At 63.1% G+C, this 16,535-nt stretch carries 20 protein-coding genes; 6 read left to right on the forward strand and 14 right to left on the reverse strand.

The genetic code is table 11. The features are described 5' to 3' along the window. Positions 1 to 32 precede the first annotated feature (32 nt). From FJ967_RS03600 to FJ967_RS03625, 6 genes are all read right to left on the reverse strand, one after another. Positions 33 to 848 (reverse strand): phosphatidate cytidylyltransferase, encoded by an 816-nt coding sequence (locus FJ967_RS03600; RefSeq protein WP_140730308.1) that lies wholly within the window; start codon positions 846 to 848, stop codon positions 33 to 35. Continuing rightward, positions 845 to 1,579 carry an isoprenyl transferase gene (locus tag FJ967_RS03605; protein WP_140730309.1) on the reverse strand — a complete coding sequence of 245 codons (735 nt, stop codon included), beginning with the start codon at positions 1,577 to 1,579 and terminating at the stop codon, positions 845 to 847. Before FJ967_RS03605 ends, FJ967_RS03600 begins: the two co-directional genes overlap by 4 nt. A gap of 33 nt (positions 1,580 to 1,612) precedes the next feature. Further along, the gene (gene frr, locus FJ967_RS03610; RefSeq protein WP_140730310.1) at positions 1,613 to 2,167 is read right to left on the reverse strand and encodes a ribosome recycling factor; all 555 of its coding nucleotides are present in this window, start codon (positions 2,165 to 2,167) and stop codon (positions 1,613 to 1,615) included. Positions 2,168 to 2,264: 97 nt separating this feature from the next. After that, positions 2,265 to 2,987 (reverse strand): UMP kinase, encoded by a 723-nt coding sequence (pyrH, locus tag FJ967_RS03615; protein ID WP_140730311.1) that lies wholly within the window; start codon positions 2,985 to 2,987, stop codon positions 2,265 to 2,267. Between the two features lie 151 nt (positions 2,988 to 3,138). Continuing rightward, positions 3,139 to 4,248, reverse strand: a complete 1,110-nt coding sequence (locus FJ967_RS03620) for an aldo/keto reductase (RefSeq protein ID WP_140730312.1) — start codon at positions 4,246 to 4,248, stop codon at positions 3,139 to 3,141. Between the two features lie 36 nt (positions 4,249 to 4,284). Next, a complete protein-coding gene (locus tag FJ967_RS03625; protein WP_140730313.1) occupies positions 4,285 to 4,812 on the reverse strand; it encodes a nuclear transport factor 2 family protein in 528 nt (175 codons plus the stop codon). Positions 4,813 to 4,926: 114 nt separating this feature from the next. Between FJ967_RS03625 and FJ967_RS03630 the strand changes: the two genes are divergently transcribed. Beyond that, complete coding sequence (locus FJ967_RS03630; protein ID WP_140730314.1) at positions 4,927 to 5,853, forward strand: LysR family transcriptional regulator; 927 nt, start codon at positions 4,927 to 4,929, stop codon at positions 5,851 to 5,853. Between the two features lie 36 nt (positions 5,854 to 5,889). Here FJ967_RS03630 and tsf read toward each other — a convergent pair whose 3' ends face one another. The 5 genes from tsf to FJ967_RS03655 form a co-directional block, all read right to left on the reverse strand. Continuing rightward, positions 5,890 to 6,810, reverse strand: a complete 921-nt coding sequence (tsf, locus tag FJ967_RS03635) for a translation elongation factor Ts (protein ID WP_140730315.1) — start codon at positions 6,808 to 6,810, stop codon at positions 5,890 to 5,892. Positions 6,811 to 6,938: 128 nt separating this feature from the next. After that, positions 6,939 to 7,721, reverse strand: coding sequence for a 30S ribosomal protein S2 (rpsB, locus tag FJ967_RS03640; RefSeq protein ID WP_023777441.1), 783 nt, complete (start codon positions 7,719 to 7,721; stop codon positions 6,939 to 6,941). Between the two features lie 178 nt (positions 7,722 to 7,899). Further along, positions 7,900 to 8,511 carry a LysE family translocator gene (locus FJ967_RS03645; RefSeq protein ID WP_140730316.1) on the reverse strand — a complete coding sequence of 204 codons (612 nt, stop codon included), beginning with the start codon at positions 8,509 to 8,511 and terminating at the stop codon, positions 7,900 to 7,902. After that, positions 8,508 to 8,786: a DUF4031 domain-containing protein gene (locus FJ967_RS03650; protein WP_023773822.1), complete on the reverse strand. Its 279-nt coding sequence runs from the start codon at positions 8,784 to 8,786 to the stop codon at positions 8,508 to 8,510. The genes FJ967_RS03645 and FJ967_RS03650 overlap by 4 nt, the downstream gene beginning before the upstream one ends. Positions 8,787 to 8,823: 37 nt before the next feature. Further along, positions 8,824 to 9,654: a cell envelope integrity EipB family protein gene (locus FJ967_RS03655; protein ID WP_140730317.1), complete on the reverse strand. Its 831-nt coding sequence runs from the start codon at positions 9,652 to 9,654 to the stop codon at positions 8,824 to 8,826. A 138-nt stretch (positions 9,655 to 9,792) separates the two neighbouring features. Here FJ967_RS03655 and FJ967_RS03660 point away from each other — a divergent pair, with 138 nt between their 5' ends. The 5 genes from FJ967_RS03660 to FJ967_RS03680 all read left to right on the forward strand — a co-directional run bounded on the left by FJ967_RS03660 (position 9,793) and on the right by FJ967_RS03680 (position 14,550). Beyond that, positions 9,793 to 10,257: a RidA family protein gene (locus FJ967_RS03660; protein ID WP_140730318.1), complete on the forward strand. Its 465-nt coding sequence runs from the start codon at positions 9,793 to 9,795 to the stop codon at positions 10,255 to 10,257. A 14-nt stretch (positions 10,258 to 10,271) separates the two neighbouring features. Further along, positions 10,272 to 11,000 (forward strand): glycerophosphodiester phosphodiesterase, encoded by a 729-nt coding sequence (locus FJ967_RS03665; protein WP_140730319.1) that lies wholly within the window; start codon positions 10,272 to 10,274, stop codon positions 10,998 to 11,000. A gap of 54 nt (positions 11,001 to 11,054) precedes the next feature. Further along, positions 11,055 to 12,269: a GNAT family N-acetyltransferase gene (locus tag FJ967_RS03670; protein ID WP_140730320.1), complete on the forward strand. Its 1,215-nt coding sequence runs from the start codon at positions 11,055 to 11,057 to the stop codon at positions 12,267 to 12,269. Positions 12,270 to 12,367: 98 nt separating this feature from the next. Next, positions 12,368 to 14,041, forward strand: a complete 1,674-nt coding sequence (locus FJ967_RS03675) for a sulfatase-like hydrolase/transferase (protein WP_140730321.1) — start codon at positions 12,368 to 12,370, stop codon at positions 14,039 to 14,041. A gap of 77 nt (positions 14,042 to 14,118) precedes the next feature. Further along, complete coding sequence (locus FJ967_RS03680; RefSeq protein ID WP_140701385.1) at positions 14,119 to 14,550, forward strand: HIT family protein; 432 nt, start codon at positions 14,119 to 14,121, stop codon at positions 14,548 to 14,550. A gap of 12 nt (positions 14,551 to 14,562) precedes the next feature. Here the strand turns inward: FJ967_RS03680 and FJ967_RS03685 are convergent, their stop codons facing one another. The 3 genes from FJ967_RS03685 to FJ967_RS03695 all read right to left on the reverse strand — a co-directional run bounded on the left by FJ967_RS03685 (position 14,563) and on the right by FJ967_RS03695 (position 16,420). Continuing rightward, the gene (locus tag FJ967_RS03685; protein ID WP_140730322.1) at positions 14,563 to 14,913 is read right to left on the reverse strand and encodes an AzlD domain-containing protein; all 351 of its coding nucleotides are present in this window, start codon (positions 14,911 to 14,913) and stop codon (positions 14,563 to 14,565) included. After that, the gene (locus FJ967_RS03690) at positions 14,910 to 15,641 is read right to left on the reverse strand and encodes an AzlC family ABC transporter permease (RefSeq protein ID WP_140730323.1); all 732 of its coding nucleotides are present in this window, start codon (positions 15,639 to 15,641) and stop codon (positions 14,910 to 14,912) included. Before FJ967_RS03690 ends, FJ967_RS03685 begins: the two co-directional genes overlap by 4 nt. 149 nt (positions 15,642 to 15,790) lie before the next feature. Next, positions 15,791 to 16,420, reverse strand: coding sequence for a chloramphenicol phosphotransferase (locus FJ967_RS03695; protein WP_140730324.1), 630 nt, complete (start codon positions 16,418 to 16,420; stop codon positions 15,791 to 15,793). Between the last annotated feature and the right edge of the window lie 115 nt (positions 16,421 to 16,535).

A 16,535-nucleotide genomic window follows, 5' to 3' on the forward strand; every position in this document is an offset into this window, starting at 1 on the left:
GGCGCACGCGCCAGATCGTGGAACGGCATCCTTCAAATGGGAAACAGCCCCTGCGCCGGATGCTCGGCGCCCGCCGAGATCCAGCCGATGACGTATAGGGCAAGGGCGGCCGCGACAAGCCCGTCGACACGATCCATGATGCCGCCATGGCCAGGGATCAGCACACCCGAATCCTTGCAGCCGTGCCGCCGTTTGACCCAGGATTCGAAAAGGTCGCCGGCCTGGGCGACGACGGACAGAACGAGTGCCACAAGGCCGAGCAACGCCAGATTGCCGGCGCCGGCAATCACGGCGAGCACGAGCCCGGCGACGACGCCGCCGACCGCTCCTCCGAGCGCGCCACTGCGGGTCTTGCCAGGTGAAATCGACGGCGCCAGCTTGGGACCGCCGACGGCGCGTCCGACGAAATAGGCAAAAATGTCGGTCGCCCAGACGACCGCGAACAGGAACAGGATGGCGACGAGGCCTGCATGGTCGCCGTCCCGCAGCAATGCAAGCGACAGGCCGGACATGCTAGCATAGGCAAGGCCGCCGGCGTCCCACTGGCCGATCTTGCGAACCCCGGCGGTGATCGCAATTACCGCAACCAGGACCACGACGAGCGGCAGCAACCACAAGGCAGGCAGGCCGGCGATCAAGCCGCCGATGAAAATGACCATCAGCGCTTCCGGCAGGAAACCGAGCCCTTCGGCCGCGGCGGGCCGCGCCATGCGTGTCCACTCATAAAAGATCAATGCCGACATGACCGCGCACAGCAGCCGGAAAGGCAGGCCGCCAAGCCAGGTCAGACCAAGGGCGACAATGGCAAGCACGACCGCCGAGATGACACGCAGCTGAAGGTTGCTCATCCCGCGGCCGGCCGCGAAGCGACGTCCTGCGGTCCCAGTCCGCCAAAGCGGCGCTCGCGGCCGGCAAATTCGCGCAAGGCCTCGGCGAGATGCTCGCGGCTGAAATCGGGCCAGTAGCACGGCAGGAAGACGAGTTCGCTGTAGGCGGCCTGCCACAGCAGGAAATTGGACAGGCGAAGCTCGCCGCTGGTTCGGATGACAAGTTCCGGATCGGGAATGCCTTGCGTGTCGAGAGCGCCGGCAAAGCTTTCCGCTGTGATCGCTTCGCTGTCGATCTCCCCGCGCGCGACCGCCGCGGCAAGCTTGCGCGCTGTGCGCACGATCTCGTCGCGCCCGCCATAATTGAAGGCGATCACCAGCGTCAGCGAGGTGTTGTGCATCGTCAGCGATTCGGCTTCCTCGAGCAGCCCTCTGATGTCGGCCTGCAGCCCTGCCCGATCACCGATGATCCTGACCCGCACGCCGCTCTGATGCAGTTCGGCGAGATCGCGACGGATGAACAGCTTCAATAGCCCCATGAGGTCGCTGACCTCGGATTTCGGCCGCGACCAGTTTTCCGAGGAAAAAGCATAGACGGTCAGGAAGGAGATGCCGAGGCCGGGAGCGGCGCGCACAGCCTTGCGCAACGCCTCGACGCCGGCGCGATGACCCGCGAGCCTCGGCATGCCGCGCGCCTTGGCCCAGCGTCCATTCCCATCCATGATGATCGCGACATGCGCGGGCGTTGTCATGGTCTCGCTTTCGGGTCAGCCGGGGGCCAACCCTTAAACCTGCATGATTTCGGCTTCCTTGTCGGAAAGCAGATGATCGATGATGCTGATGGTTTCGTCGGTAAGTTTCTGGACCTGGTCGGAACGCTTGCGCTGGTCGTCCTCGCTGATCGTGCCGTCCTTCTCCGCCTTCTTCAGGAAATCCATGCCGTCGCGGCGCACATGGCGCGCGGCGACACGGGCATTCTCGGCGTAGCCGTGCGAAATCTTGACCAGTTCCTTGCGGCGCTGTTCGTTCAGTTCCGGCAGCGGAATTCTCAGATTGGTGCCGTCAACGATCGGGTTGAAGCCCAGATTGGATTCCCGGATGGCGCGGTCGACGGCGCCCACCATCGACTTGTCCCAGACCGACACCGAGATCATGCGCGGCTCCGGCACGGTGACGTTGGCCACCTGGTTGATCGGCATGGTGGTGCCATAGGCCTGCACCTGGATCGCATCGAGCAGATTGCTGGAAGCGCGACCGGTCCGCAGCGAGGCCAGGTCGTGCTTGAACGCGGCGACCGCCCCATCCATGCGCCGCTTGAGGTCGTCGTACTCACCACTCATCCTAGTCTCCTCGACCCGTCTGCCGCGGGTTCACTGCAAGGCCCCGTGTTCGAGCCTGATTTCGAAAGCCGGTTCCCTTTTGGGGATCAGGCCCCGATCACTCGTCCGCGACGACCGTGCAACGGCCGCCGCCCCTCAGAATATCGCCGAAACCACCCTTTTCGTGGATCGAATAGACGATTATCGGAATGTTGTTTTCGCGCGCAAGTGCAATCGCAGCCGTATCCATGATGGAAAGGCCGCGTTTTATGACTTCGGCGTGGCTGATGCGCTCGAAACGCGTCGCGTGCGGGTCCTTTTTCGGGTCGGCCGAATAGACGCCGTCGACCTGTGTGCCCTTGAACAGCGCATCGGCGCCGATTTCAGCCGCGCGAAGTGCCGCGGCCGAATCAGTGGTGAAGAACGGATTGCCGGTGCCGCCGGCGAAGATCACCACCTTGCCCTGGTTCATGTAGGCGGTCGCCTGGCGCTGCGAAAAGCTCTCGCAAAGTTCCGGCATGGCAATCGCCGACAGCACGACGGCCTCGACACCGATCTTGTTCAGCGACGTGCGCAACGCCAGCGAATTGATGACCGTGGCAAGCATGCCCATATGGTCGCCGGTGACGCGGTCGCCGCCCTTGGAGGCGACGGCCACGCCGCGAAAGATATTGCCGCCGCCGATGACGACACCCACCTCGATGCCCAGCGCGCGGGCTTCGGCGATGTCGGCCGCGATGCGATCGACCACCGAGACATCGATGCCGAAATGCTGCTCGCCCATCAACGCTTCGCCCGAAGCTTTCAGCAAAACACGTCGGTAGAGGGGCTTCACCGTCATCTGGTTCCTCGAAAATCCCGGCGCGGCAAGCTCTGAAGGCGAAAACGCCCCCTGCTTCGCCCGGCGGTGCTGTCATGACGGGTTGACCGGATACACGAAGGGCGCGGCGATGTCACGCCGCGCCCTTGTGCAAAATCCCAGGCTTTTTTGATCAGTTGCTGCTGATGGCGACGGCCTCGCCTTCGACCACGACCGGCAATGCGTAGCCCGATGGCTTGTCGCCGGTCACGACACCGCCGGCGACACGGACCTGGATCTCCGGCCCGAAATAGGAATGCGGGAACGGCGCTGGCCTGGCGCTCACCTCGTCCAGCCGCTGGCGAAGCGCCGGCGGTATCGAAAAATCGAGTGCCGCAAGATTGTCCTGCAGTTGCGAAAGTCGCGTCGCGCCAAGGATGACGGTGGCGATTCCCGGCTGTGTCGCCACCCAGTTGAGCGCCACTTGAGCCATGCCGCGGCCAAGTTCGGCGGCGACTTTTTCCAGCTCCGCCACGACAGCCCAGTTGTGCTCCGTGAATTTCTGGAAACCCGGATGCGTGGTGTTGCGGAAACCGTCGAGCCGGCCGGCATTGCCGGCTTGCGTCGGGCGGTATTTGCCGCTCAGCAATCCGCTGGCCAGCGGGCTCCAGACCATGATGCCGGCGCCGTGACGCGTCCCGAACGGCACGAACTCATGCTCGATGGCGCGCTCCGCCAGGGAATATTCGAGCTGCAACGCCGAGATCGGCTCATAGCCGCGCAGTTCGGCGATGGCTTGCGCCCGCCCGGCGTACCAGGCCGGCACGTCGGACAGGCCGATATGACGTATCTTGCCTGCCCGAACCAGATCGTCGAGCGTCCGCAGCACCTCTTCGGCCGGCGTCAGCCTGTCCCAGACGTGCATCAGGTAGAGATCGATGTAGTCGGTGCCCAGGCGCTTCAGCGAGGCGTCGACGGCGCGCATGATGTTCTTGCGGCCATTGCCGCCGGCGTTCGGATTGCCGGCGTTAGAGTTCATGGTGAATTTGGTGGCGATCACCGCCTTGTCGCGCAAACCCCGCTCGGCCACGAATTCACCGAGCCAGGTCTCGGCCGTACCGCCCGTATAAAGATCGGCGGTATCGAAGAAATTGCCCCCTGCCTCGACATAGGCATCGAACATCGCGCGCGCCGTATCCCGGTCCGCGCCCCAGCCCCATTCCGTGCCGAAGGTCATCGTGCCCAGCGCCAGCCTGCTGACGCGCAAGCCGCTATTGCCAAGTGTGTAATAGTTCATCGCCATCGTCTTTTTCCGATCCTGGTCCGGTTGATGCTGATGTCATTGACCTGATGTCGCCTTGACCCAGGGATTGCCGCGCTCATGCGTCATGCGGAAGGTGAAGCCATCGACCTTCCAGGCGGTGCCGGACCGTGTCAGGTGGTGCTCATACGTGCCCCAGACTTCCCACAGCGGGTCGCCATTGCCCTCCATCCGGTTCCAGGCATAGCCGTTCGACAGAACGGTCGCCTTGTCCCCGTCGAGAACGACCTGATGATTGGTGCGCAGATGCAGGCTGCTCTTGCTGCCCTTGAGATTGCCGGCCCAGGCGCCGATCAGATCGTCGGAGGCAATGTTGGCGGCGGGCTGACCGGACAGGCTGCTGAAATCGGCGGTGACCCGATCGGCGAAATAAGCGCGCGCGCGTTTCCAGTCCTGAGCATCGACGGCGCGGTCGATGCCATCGGCGATGCGGATCACGGCGCGCTCGTCGGCAAGCGCCTGCCAGCCGGCCGGCTCGGCGCCGCCGGCATCGACGGGTGCCAGTGCAAGGCCCGCGGCGAAGGTAACGTGTTTCAAGGCACTCATCTCGTCTCTCCTTTGTGCATCGGCCACCGCCGCCCTGTCGGAGACAACGTGAACCTCGCCGCGGCCATCGAGAAGATTGAATTGTCTGCATGGACTATGCGATATCATTCATGAATGGACCGGGACCTGCTCACTCATCTGCCTGTCGTCGTCGCCGTTGCGCGACGCGGCGGCTTCGCGCTTGCCGCGGCCGAACTCGGCATGAGCCCGTCCGCCGTCAGCCATGCGGTGCGCCTCGTCGAGGAGCGCGTAGGGCAGCCGTTGTTTGCCCGCACGACGCGCAGCGTGTCGCTAACGGAGGCGGGCAAGGCGCTGGTGGAGACGGCGGCCCCTGCCCTTCAGGACATTTTGGAGCGGATGGATCGCATTCGCGCGATAAGGGGCCAGCCCTCGGGCCTGCTCAGGCTCAATGTTCCCAATATCGCCATTCCGCTCGCCGTCACCTCAGTGGTCGCAGCGATGGCCGAGCGTTATCCGGACGTCACCGTCGAGTTGCTCACCGATCAGAGACTTGTCGATATTGTTGGCGAGGGTTTCGATGCCGGTATCCGGCTTGGTGAAATGATCGCGCAGGATATGGTCACTGTCAGGCTGACGCCGCCCTTCAAAGCCGTCATCGTTGCTTCCCCCGCTTATGTCGGACGGCATGGCCGTCCACGCAACGTGGCCGATCTCGCCAATCACAATTGCATCGGCTACCGGCTCGTCCGCTCCGGCGCGCTCTACCGCTGGGACCTGACCGAAGATGGCAAGGATGTCGTGGTCGAGACCAAGGGCACGGTCATCGTCACCGATTCGCTGGCCGCTATCGACCTGGCTCTGGCGGGGGTCGGGCTGACTTACGTCTTCGAGCCGCTGGTGCGCGCGGCGTTGGCCGCTGGCCGCCTGGTTCAGATCCTGCCGCAGACGGCGATGGAGGAGCCCGGCCTGTTCCTTTACTTCCCGCGCCGGGCGTCGATGGCGCCAAAGCTCAGGGCTTTCATCGACACCGCACAAGAAATCGGCCGGACGTCCTTGCGGACACCCGGCCGAGTTGCCTGAGCTTGAAGGTCCCTGTTCAGGGACCAGTTCCAGTGATTACTTCTTGACCGCCGCCGCGACTTCCGCGGCGAAATCGGTCTCTTCCTTCTCGATGCCCTCGCCCAGCGCAAAGCGCAGATAGGCCGTGATCTTGGCCGGGGCGCCGATTTCCTTCTCGGCATCCTTCAGCGCCTTCTCGACGGTGATGTCGGGATTGAGCACGAAGGCCTGCTTGAGGAGCACGACTTCCTCATAGAACTTGCGCAGGCGACCCTCGACCATCTTTTCGATGATCGCTTCCGGCTTGCCGGACTGGCGCGCCTGATCGGAGAAGATCGCCTTCTCGCGCTCGACGGCGGCCGGATCGATCTGCTCGGCGGTCAGCGCCATCGGATTGGTGGCGGCGACATGCATGGCGACCTGGCGGCCAAAGGCGTTGGCGGCATGCTCGTTGCCAGTGGTCTCGATCGCGACCAGCACGCCGAGTTTGCCCAAGCCATCGGCAACCGCGTTATGGACATAGGTCGCGACCGCGCCATGCGGCACAGTGAGCTTGGCCGAACGGCGGAAGCCCATGTTCTCGCCGATGGTGCCGACCGCGTCCTTGATGGTGTCGGTGACCGACTTGTCGGAGCCCGGATATTTCGCGGCGGCGACCGCCTCGGTGGTGCCGTAGGCAAGCGCAACCTTGGCGACGTGGGCGACGATTTCCTGGAAAGCGGCGTTGCGGGCGACGAAGTCGGTTTCCGAGTTGACCTCGACGACCGCGGCCTCACGCACGCCGGCGTCGACGCCGATCAGGCCCTCGGCGGCGGTGCGGCCAGCCTTCTTGTCGGCCTTGGAGATGCCCTTCTTGCGCAGCCAGTCGACGGCTTCTTCCATGTTGCCGTTGGTCTCGTTCAACGCCGCCTTGCAGTCCATCATGCCCGCGCCGGTCAAGTCGCGGAGTTCTTTGACCTGTGCAGCCGAAATGCTCATTGTCGCCTCTTTGTTTTTAAATGCACCGACGCACCATCGAATCTCGATGATGCGTCTGTTTAGCGTGCCAAAATATGAGAAAGATGAAGGCCGTGAACCGGCCTTCGATTATCAAGCCCGGATGGCTATCAAGCTTCTGGAGCTTCCGAAGCCGGGGCCGGATCGAGCGCGGGCTCGACCGGAGCTTCGACCGAAGCACCGATGTCGACACCGAGCGCGCCCTGCTGGCGGGCGATGCCGTCGATTGCCGCCTTGGCGATCAGGTCGCAATAAAGCTGGATGGCGCGCGCGGCGTCGTCATTGCCGGGGATCGGGAAGTCGATCTTGTCCGGATCGCAGTTCGAATCGATGATGGCGACGACCGGAATGCCGAGGCGCTTGGCCTCGAGGATGGCGATCGCTTCCTTGTTGGTGTCGATCACGAACATCAGGTCAGGCGTCGAGCCCATGTCCTTGATGCCGCCGAGCGCCTTGTCGAGCTTCTCGCGCTCGCGGTCGAGGTTGAGGCGCTCTTTCTTGGTCAGGCCCTGGGCTTCGCCGGCCAGCATCTCGTCGAGCTTGCGCAGGCGCTGGATCGAGTTCGAGATCGTCTTCCAGTTGGTCAGCATGCCGCCGAGCCAACGCGAGTTGACGTAGTACTGGGCCGAACGCTGCGCGGCATCAGCCACGATGTCGGACGCCTGGCGCTTGGTGCCGACGAACAGAACGCGGCCGCCCTTGGCGACAGTATCGGAAACCTGCTTCAGCGCCTGGTGCAGCAAAGGCACCGTCTGCGAGAGGTCGATGATGTGGATGTTGTTGCGGGCGCCGTAGATGTAAGGCGCCATCTTCGGGTTCCAGCGGTGGGTCTGGTGGCCGAAGTGAATGCCAGCTTCCAAAAGCTGGCGCATGCTGAAATCAGGCAGTGCCATTCTTAATTTCCTTTCCGGTTAGCCTCCACGGACACAGGCATTTTCGGACCGAGGTCGTTCAACGCCACCGGAGGTTTCAGCCGGATTTCTCCCGGGCAGACACCAAAGTCCGTGTGTGGAATGAGCGCGCATATAGAGGGGAAGTCCGACAAACGCAAGCGGGACGGCGCTTTAACGCCTAGCGTGCGGCAATCAGTGCTGCCGTGCCGATCATGGCGCTGCCGGCAAAGCGGTTCATCAGCCGCATGCGCTTGGGTGTCCTGAACCAGCCCGAAGCCCGGCCCGCGAGCGCGGCATAGACCCCCATGGTCACGATATTGACGCTGATGACGGTGGCCACCACCAGCAGGCCATCGAAAAACGTCATGGTATCGAGGTTGAGAATCAGCGGCATGATCGAGGCATGGAACAGGATCGCCTTCGGGTTTCCGAGCGCTATGGACGCGCCGAGCAGGAAGGGTCGTGACAATTTCGCCTGCCCCGTCCGCGGCTCGTTCGATTGCGCGGCCGAGGCCCGCCACATCCGGACGCCGAGAAAGATCAGATAGGCGGCGCCGGCATATTTCAGCAGGAGGAAAATCCATTCGAAGGTCTGGGCCAGGGCGACCAGTCCGAGCAGCGCCAGGGTGACCAGCACGGCGTCGCCGGCGGCGACCCCAACGCCGGCCATGAAGGCCCGAAGGAACCCGCGCGACACGCCGTTGGTGATGACGGCGAACATCGCCGGCCCTGGCGTGGCGGCGGCGAGCGTGACAGCGGCGCAATAAGCCAGGAATGCCGTTGGTGTCATCGCTTGGCCTTTCCGTTGGGCACCCGCACGCGCCGAAAGATGGCGACGATCTGCTCGCGGCTGCACTCGATTGCGCCGAGCCGCACCGCGCGGTCGCGCTCGAAGCCGGTTATGTCATAGTGCGGAGCCGATGTCTTGGGCGGGCCCTGGTAAGACGAGCGCTTGATGCCGAGTTCGGCGGCAAAGCGATGCAACTCGTCGGTGTCATCGGCCAGCAGATGGCACCAGAGATGACCGGCCCATTTCCAGATCGCCGCATCGACATAGACCGCCATCAAGCCCGCCGCGGAGAGCTCAATTGCTCAGCCCCTGCTATTTCGATACGGGGCAAGGCTTGGTCTGGTCGAACAGCGAAAGATTGACCAGCTTGCCGGTCATGGAGAAATCGCCATAGTCCATGGTGAGGTCGCGGGTGATGCCGTTCTCGTGCAGCTTGAAGCTAATCCGGTATTCCGGGACTTCCTCGCCGTTCTGGGCGCTGTCGTCGAAATAGGCGATGTCGACCGGCCAGTACTTGTCGGTGGCGAGCTTGGCCAGCGCCGGCGCTTCCGGGTCGGCCTTGTCGGCTTCGGTCCTCTTGCCGACGACGACCGTGGTCGTCATCACCTTGTTGGCGTCCTCCGAGCCGTCGAACAAATTGGTCTGGTAGAAGTTTTCACCCTTCTCGGCCTTGCCGATCAGCTCGACCAGATGCTGGGTGGGAAACTGCGTCGCGGCGAGTTCCAGGCTGTTCTTCTCCGGCTTGTCGATATCGACCTTCAGGCCCTTGGCATTCTTGGTTGCGACGCCCTTGACCTCCTTGTCGAGGTTCTGGTCGACGAAGGATTTCGTCACGAAGGAAAACATCTTGCCCTCCGCATCCTCGAAGGTGGTGGTTTGCTGGTCGGTCAGTTTCGTGTTGTCGTTGGTGGCGATCTGGGTGACGAAACGAAACTTCACCGTATAGCCTTCGCAGGCGGAGCCGTTGAACTCATAGACCATGCGGCCGGTGATGCCGGTAATGCCGGATCTATCATCCGCCTTCTTGAGGGTGAGATCGTAGACGGCGCGATGCGCCTGCAGCGCCGGTACGGCGAAGGCCGAGCCCACGGGAAAGAGCACCGACAACAGAACGGCGTGGAATGCGAGGCGCGCTGCGCGCATGAGGTACTCCGATCGTCGCGGCTGATGGCAGGCCGCAGGGAAAGATGGTCCAGCTTAAAAAAAGTCGTGGCGGAAGCGAGGCAAAAATAGCAATTTCGGCCCGGCCAGCGCAGCACCTTCCAGCAATAGGGAAAAGCAATGAGTGAAACAATCGAAAAGCGGCTAAGTGATCTCGGCGTGACGCTTCCTGTCGCCGCCGCACCCGCCGCCAATTACGTGCCCTACTGCCGGACCGGCAATTTGCTGTTCACGGCGGGACAATTGCCGCTCAAGGACGGCAAGCTGCAGGCGAGCGGCCTGCTTGGCCGCGACGTCGACACGGCAGCCGGCAAGGACGCGGCGAAATATTGCGCCATCAACATCCTGGCACAGGCCAAGGCGGCGCTTGGCGATCTTGAGAAGATCCGCCGGCTGGTCAAGATCACCGTCTTCGTGGCGTCGACGCCCGACTTCGTCGAGCAGCATCTGGTCGCCAACGGCGCCTCCGATTTCCTGGTTGCCGCGCTTGGCGAAGGTGGCAAGCACGCACGTTCCGCCGTCGGCACAGCCTGCCTGCCGCTCAATGCCGCGGTGGAAATCGAAGCGATCTTCGAAGTCGAATGAGTGAAGGTGCTGATATGACCGACCTCTCCTGGCTGACCGCCCGGCCGGTTGCCCATCGCGGCTTTCACGACATGAACAAGACGCGCTGGGAAAACACGCTTTCGGCCTTCGCTGCCGCGGCCGAACGCAGCTATGCGATCGAATGCGACGTGCATCTGTCGTCGGATGGGGTCCCCATCGTCATCCATGACGACGATTTGCAAAGGCTGACCGGACAGGACGGCTTCGTCTGGCAGCGCAGCGCCGCCGAACTGGCCGCGCTCAAGGTGGGCGGCACGTCGGATCACGTGCCGACCCTGCAGGAAGCGCTCGATCTCGTCGACGGCCGCGTGCCCATGGTCGTCGAGCTGAAAGGTGTTCCCGGCCGTGACGAAGGCTTGGTGGCGCGGGTCGGGAAGATGCTGAAGCGCTACAAGGGCAAGGCGGCGATCATGTCGTTCGATCACTGGCTGATCCGGGATTTCCCCAAACACGCGCCGGGCATTCCGGCTGGATTGACCGCCTATGGCAAGGACGCCAAGCTGATCGAGGCGCATTTTTCCATGCTGGCGCACGAACTCTCCTTCACCTCCTATGCCGCCGGCGACCTGCCCAACCCGTTCGTCAGCTTCGTGCGCGAAAAGTTGAAGATGCCAGTCATCACCTGGACGGTGCATGACCAGCCGGCGGTCGACCTGACGTTCAGATATGCCGACCAGATGACATTCGAAGGGTTTGAGCCCGACCTGGTCAAAGTCGCCTGAGAGTCTGCCTGAAACGTGACTTGTAGCGGCCCGAATGGAGCTTAAATAAGCCTCATGGATCAGGGCGACGACGGCGATGGACAAACAGCGAATGCGGACTATTCGATCCGCATCGCCGCCGGCATCGGTGCCTTTACCGCCGACGAATGGAACGGCTTTGCCGGAACCACGCGCGGCGATGCAGAAACCGCCTATAACCCACTTGTTTCATTCGCTTTTCTGAGCGCCTTGGAGGATTCCGGATGCGCCGTGCGGCGCACCGGCTGGCAAGGACATCACTTGCGGCTGGAGACGGCACAAGGCAAGTTGCTCGGTGCCGTCCCCTGCTATCTCAAATCGCACAGCCAGGGCGAATATGTATTCGATCACGGCTGGTCCGACGCCTTCGAGCGTGCCGGCGGGCGCTATTACCCGAAGCTGCAATGTGCCGTGCCGTTCACCCCCGTCACCGGTCCTCGCCTGCTCGTCGCCAAGGGAGAGGACCAGGAGGCCGTAAGCGCCGGACTGGCCGCGGGCCTGAAAATGGTGACCGACAAGCTCGGCGTGTCCTCGGCCCATGTCACGTTCGCGCGGGAAAGCGACGTCGTGACGCTGGAGGCGGCAGGCTTCCTGCATCGTACCGACCAGCAATTCCATTTCTTCAATGACGGTTTTTCCACCTATGACGACTTCCTCGCCACGCTCGCCTCGCGCAAGCGAAAGGCGATGAAGAAGGAACGGCGAGAGGCGCTTGCCGATGGCATCACCATCGACCGGCTGACCGGCAAGGACCTGACCGAAAAGGCCTGGGACGACTTCTTCACCTTCTACATGGACACCGGCAGCCGCAAATGGGGGCGTCCCTACCTGAACCGCCAGTTCTTCTCGCTGATCGGCGAACGCATGGCGGACGACATTCTGCTGGTGATGGCGAAGCGCAACGGTCGCTACATTGCCGGCGCCATCAATTTCATCGGCGCCGATGCGCTCTACGGCCGCAATTGGGGCTGCATCGAGGACCATCCCTTCCTGCATTTCGAGGTCTGCTACCACCAGGCCATAGACTTCGCCATCGAACGCAAGCTGAAAGTGGTCGAAGCGGGTGCTCAAGGCGAACACAAGCTGGCGCGTGGCTATCGGCCGGTGACCATGCACTCGGCGCATTACATTGCCCATCCCGGCCTGCGCAACGCGGTCGCCGACTATCTCCGTCGCGAGCGCCGCGAGGTGGAACGGATGGGCGAATATCTTGAAGAACACACCCCGTTTCGCAGGGATATCGAGGAATAGCGCGGTTCCTGCGCGCCTGCCACCGCTGTTTACCGCCTCATCGGAATCCGCTAAGCCATCCCCCGGGGACGTGGGTGCGCCAGCACCCTGGGGGAAACATGCAGGGTTTGGCATCTTTGGGTGTCGGGCAATGGCTTGGTGCGGCAGGCCTGGCGATCGCACCGCCCTTGGTTGCCTGGCTTGAGGGCAAGCGCACGGCCTGGCCTCTCGGCTTCGCGACCTTCTTTCTCCTTTTCGGCCTCGCGCATCTCCTGTTTGCGGGCAATATCGTCGCCTTGTGGGCCGCGGTGGTGCTGACGGCGATCATAGGCATCGTCTCCAAACTGAAATATCGCCACCTCGGCTTCAATTTCCTCGCCGGTGACGTCTACCATCTGGCGGCAAGCAGTTTTCGAGGCGTGCTGGCCGATCACGCGCGCATGACCATCCCTGCCCTGGCGGTCATGATCGCGATCGTCCTGGCGATAATTGCCATGGCGTTGACGCTTGCCGAACCGGCGATGCCGCTCTCGCAGCGCCTTGCCCTGTTCAGCGCAGCGGTCCTTCTCTATCTGTGCGTCCTGTGGGCAAGCGGCGGTCCCAAGCGATTTCACTTTCACCACCTGACGGACGGCCGGTTTCACCTTTCGGCCTTTGTCGCTTCATGGCTTGGCGCGGGGCCATCGCGGCGCCCGGCCTTCGTCGATATCGATCCTGATCCGCTGCCGCTGCTGCCGCCTGTGCCGTCAAGGCGGCCGGCAGGCGAACGCATGCCGCACATTGTCATGATCCTGCACGAGTCGACCTTCGACCCGAGGCGGTTCGGCATCGCGGTCAATGAGGCGTTTGGACGGTTCTTCACGCCACCCGGCGCCCTGTCCGGCGCGCTGCATGTCGACGTCTTCGGCGGCAGCACGCTGCAGACCGAGTTTTCGGTGCTGACCGGCCTGTCATCGCTTTCCTTCGGCAATGACGGCCGCTACGTGTTCCATCTCCTGAGCGGGCGCATGCGGCACACGCTTCCGTCCACGCTGAACGGGTTGGACTACGGCGCCTGCCATATCAGTTGCGACCGGCCTTCCTTCGTCAATTGCGGCCGGTTCTACCAATCTGTCGGCTTCGAGGCGATCAGCTACGCCGAAACCCTGCCCCCGCCTTTCGATGCCGAACGCTGGAAGCGGGAGAATCATGACGAGCAACTCTATGATCACGCGCTCGGCCAGCTTTCGAACCGGCTCGCCGCCGGCAAGCCATGCTTCCTTTCGATCGCCACCTTGATGAACCATGGCGACCATCGCCGTCGTATCTTCCCGGTCGAGCGTCATGCGGACCTTCGTCGCCAGGCCGTCGCGGCGACCGGCGTTCCGTCCTATGGCGAATATATCGTGCGGCTGGCCGAGAGCGTCGAAGCCTACGCCACGTTTCGCAGGCGTCTCGAAACCATGCTGGACGGCCAGCCGGCCATCATCGTGCGCTATGGCGATCACCAGCCGTCATTCACCACGGCGCTGACCGGGCTGCCGCCTTCCGACCCTGCCCTGCACCGGACATTCTATGCGATCGAGGCCGTGAATTGCGGCCTGCCGGACGACGTCGCAGCTCCGCCGGTCCTCGATTGCGCCTTCCTGTCGACACTGACCTTGCTGGCCGCCGGGCTTCCGCTCGATCAGGTATCCGCCACGCGGGCCGCTTTGTTGGCCGACTGCGCCGCATCCTATTTCGGCAGCACATCGCGGCGCAAAAGACGCTTCCACCGCGCCCTGGTCGAAGCCGGAATGGTCGATCTCGCCTGATCGCACCGCAGCTTCGTCTTGCCGCTCGCGGGCGGCTTCGCTACACCGGACGCAAGGCACACTCCGGAGCGTTCGCCATGGCTGAGGCCGCCTATGACACCGACAACATCTTCGCGAAGATCCTGCGTGGAGAAATCCCCTCGCACCGCGTCTACGAGGATGAGGCTGTCGTGGCCTTCATGGATGTGATGCCGCAAGGACCGGGCCATACGCTGGTGGTGCCGAAGGCGCCGTCGCGCAATCTGCTCGATGCCGATCCGGCAACGCTCGGCGCCTTGTTCACGGTCGTGCAGAAGGTGGCGGTTGCTGTGAAAAAGGCTTTCGACGCCGACGGTCTCACGCTGATGCAGTTCAACGAACCGGCCTCGGGCCAGACCGTCTATCATCTCCACGTCCATGTCCTTCCGCGCTTCGACGGCGTGCCGCTCAAGCCGCATACCGGGCAGATGGAGAAACCGGAAGTTCTGGCCGAAAACGCCGGCAAGATCCGAGCGGCTCTGGCGGGCTGACGCGGCGAGCAATCAAAAGTTCAGGTAAAGTCCAGCCAGCAGCAGAAGCTCGGCTGTGGCAATGCCGACGACCATGCGCTTCCCCGACGCCAGATAGGCGACGAAGCCCAGGGCCACCGCCGCTATCCTCAAGGCAAGCGACGTATGCGCAAGCGCGCCGCCCGGAAAGACAATCAAATTGCCGATGACGGCGGCGACAAGCGCCGTCGCCATAGTGCGAACCAGCACCAGCAGGTCTGAATCTTCGGAAAGCTTGCCGCCGAGATAGACGCCGAGGAAGCGCCAGACATCGGTCGCGGCGAAGCCGGCAACGAGAATGAACAGGTATGGCCACCACCAAGCGCCGTTGGAAAAATAACTCACGCCGCGCGCGCCTTGCGCCGCCACAGGTGCCAGCCATAGGCGGCCGTGCCACCGATAAGTCCGGCCGCCAGCAAGTCGATCCGCGGCAGCAGGATGTGGAAGAACGGCCCGAGGACGAGGCCCAGGACCATTGCCACATGCCCTACCCGTTCGCGTGCGGAACCCCACAACGAGGTCAGGAAATACATCGGCGTCAGCATCAGCAATGCCGCTGAAACCGCGGACGGCAGCGCATCCGCGACGGCATACACGACTGTCACGACAATGACGTTCGTCGTCACCAGCATGGCGCCAAGGCCGGCATAATATGTCGTACGCATGCCAGGCGGAACGCGTTTCAGACGCTCCATGGCCAGCACCCAGGACGTCACAGCCACGAAATGCGCGAGGAGATAGAGCACGTACTGCCGGGTCATTCTGGTGCGCATCTCGGGTACCAGCACCATTACCATCGGCATCAGACGTATGGCGGACAATGTGACGGCCAACATCGCCGCAGGCAGCGCCGCACCCGATGTGACCGCGCCCACCAGCACCACCATCGATGGCAACGCCCACACCGTTGCGGTCATGAAAGCGGCCTGTGTCGCTGTGACCCCGGCGTCTTTCGCCAGGGCGGCGAAGCCGATGAACGAGCTGATGAGGATCAGGCCAGGCAGGGAGAAGGCCGCGCGAACACCACGCAGGAACCAGGTGGAACGAGGCGCTGTGGCGTCTGGGCTCGACATGTGCCGGCCATAGCATGCGCGGTGACGGGATGCGACCGCACCGAAAGCCGCGTATCGTCTTTCCATTGATCCAAGAGACTGGTGGCAGCCGGTTTCCGGTTTGGTCGAAGATGCGACAACAAGTTGGCGCGGCGCTCGGGAACTGACCTCTACCGTCCGTCGATCGGCCATTGCGCCAAAGTCTGGAACGCCGATGGCTCCGGTGCGCCGGCGAGACGCTGCTGGATTGCCCCGGCGCAGTCCTGCGGGCTCAACAGCGATGTATCGACTTCCAGGTCGTAGATGCCGGGTTTGTGCACTTCTTCCTGCCACAGGTGGACGGGCGAAGGCACGGGATCACCAGGCGGGGCGGTGACGTAGCCCCTGCCCGGCTCGCTGGCAGCGCGCCGTTCCATGATGACCTCGATCGGACAGCGAACGCCAACAAACAGGACCGGTAGGCCGGCAAGCCGTCGCGCGCAATCCGCCAGTATACTGAGGGGTTTCGAGTAGGCGTCATGGTGGCCGACATCCACCACGACATTGAGCCCTGACCGGCTGTGCGCGGCGATCGAGTCGTAGAGAGCGGCATAGAAGCGCGGCACGAAATCTTCGAGATCGGGCCGCTCGCCGCCAGGACGAAGGCCTATCCCCGGACGATATCGCGGCGGCGTGATCTGCTCGTAGCTGTCGACGCCCAGATTCATCCAGGGAGCGTCGAAGCTGTCCTGAATGGCCCGCACGATGCTCGACTTCCCGGATCGCGGCGCGCCGTTGAGAATGATGATCTGGCCAGCCATAAGCCGCTCCGCCCGCTCCAATGAGAAAAGCCCCGTTTTGAACTGACCCCCGAAAGTTGGACACAACCTTCGGGGGTTTTGTATGTCCAGACACAGTGCGAGTTTCAAGCGCTCG

This window comes from Mesorhizobium sp. B2-3-4 (genome assembly GCF_006442315.1).
GTDB lineage: Bacteria > Pseudomonadota > Alphaproteobacteria > Rhizobiales > Rhizobiaceae > Mesorhizobium.

Bases quoted from the DNA above. Each gene is read 5' to 3' on its own strand.
- FJ967_RS03675 (WP_140730321.1), top strand. From the start codon at position 12,368: ATGCAGGGTTTGGCATCTTTGGGTGTCGGGCAATGGCTTGGTGCGGCA.
- FJ967_RS03620 (WP_140730312.1), bottom strand. From the start codon at position 4,248: ATGGCGATGAACTATTACACACTTGGCAATAGCGGCTTGCGCGTCAGC.
- FJ967_RS03605 (WP_140730309.1), bottom strand. From the start codon at position 1,579: ATGACAACGCCCGCGCATGTCGCGATCATCATGGATGGGAATGGACGC.
- rpsB (WP_023777441.1), bottom strand. From the start codon at position 7,721: ATGGCACTGCCTGATTTCAGCATGCGCCAGCTTTTGGAAGCTGGCATT.
- FJ967_RS03630 (WP_140730314.1), top strand. From the start codon at position 4,927: ATGGACCGGGACCTGCTCACTCATCTGCCTGTCGTCGTCGCCGTTGCG.
- FJ967_RS03680 (WP_140701385.1), top strand. From the start codon at position 14,119: ATGGCTGAGGCCGCCTATGACACCGACAACATCTTCGCGAAGATCCTG.
- FJ967_RS03670 (WP_140730320.1), top strand. From the start codon at position 11,055: ATGGATCAGGGCGACGACGGCGATGGACAAACAGCGAATGCGGACTAT.
- tsf (WP_140730315.1), bottom strand. From the start codon at position 6,810: ATGAGCATTTCGGCTGCACAGGTCAAAGAACTCCGCGACTTGACCGGC.
- FJ967_RS03695 (WP_140730324.1), bottom strand. From the start codon at position 16,420: ATGGCTGGCCAGATCATCATTCTCAACGGCGCGCCGCGATCCGGGAAG.
- FJ967_RS03690 (WP_140730323.1), bottom strand. From the start codon at position 15,641: ATGTCGAGCCCAGACGCCACAGCGCCTCGTTCCACCTGGTTCCTGCGT.
- FJ967_RS03645 (WP_140730316.1), bottom strand. From the start codon at position 8,511: ATGACACCAACGGCATTCCTGGCTTATTGCGCCGCTGTCACGCTCGCC.
- FJ967_RS03665 (WP_140730319.1), top strand. From the start codon at position 10,272: ATGACCGACCTCTCCTGGCTGACCGCCCGGCCGGTTGCCCATCGCGGC.
- FJ967_RS03600 (WP_140730308.1), bottom strand. From the start codon at position 848: ATGAGCAACCTTCAGCTGCGTGTCATCTCGGCGGTCGTGCTTGCCATT.
- FJ967_RS03655 (WP_140730317.1), bottom strand. From the start codon at position 9,654: ATGCGCGCAGCGCGCCTCGCATTCCACGCCGTTCTGTTGTCGGTGCTC.
- pyrH (WP_140730311.1), bottom strand. From the start codon at position 2,987: ATGACGGTGAAGCCCCTCTACCGACGTGTTTTGCTGAAAGCTTCGGGC.
- FJ967_RS03650 (WP_023773822.1), bottom strand. From the start codon at position 8,786: ATGGCGGTCTATGTCGATGCGGCGATCTGGAAATGGGCCGGTCATCTC.
- FJ967_RS03660 (WP_140730318.1), top strand. From the start codon at position 9,793: ATGAGTGAAACAATCGAAAAGCGGCTAAGTGATCTCGGCGTGACGCTT.
- frr (WP_140730310.1), bottom strand. From the start codon at position 2,167: ATGAGTGGTGAGTACGACGACCTCAAGCGGCGCATGGATGGGGCGGTC.
- FJ967_RS03625 (WP_140730313.1), bottom strand. From the start codon at position 4,812: ATGAGTGCCTTGAAACACGTTACCTTCGCCGCGGGCCTTGCACTGGCA.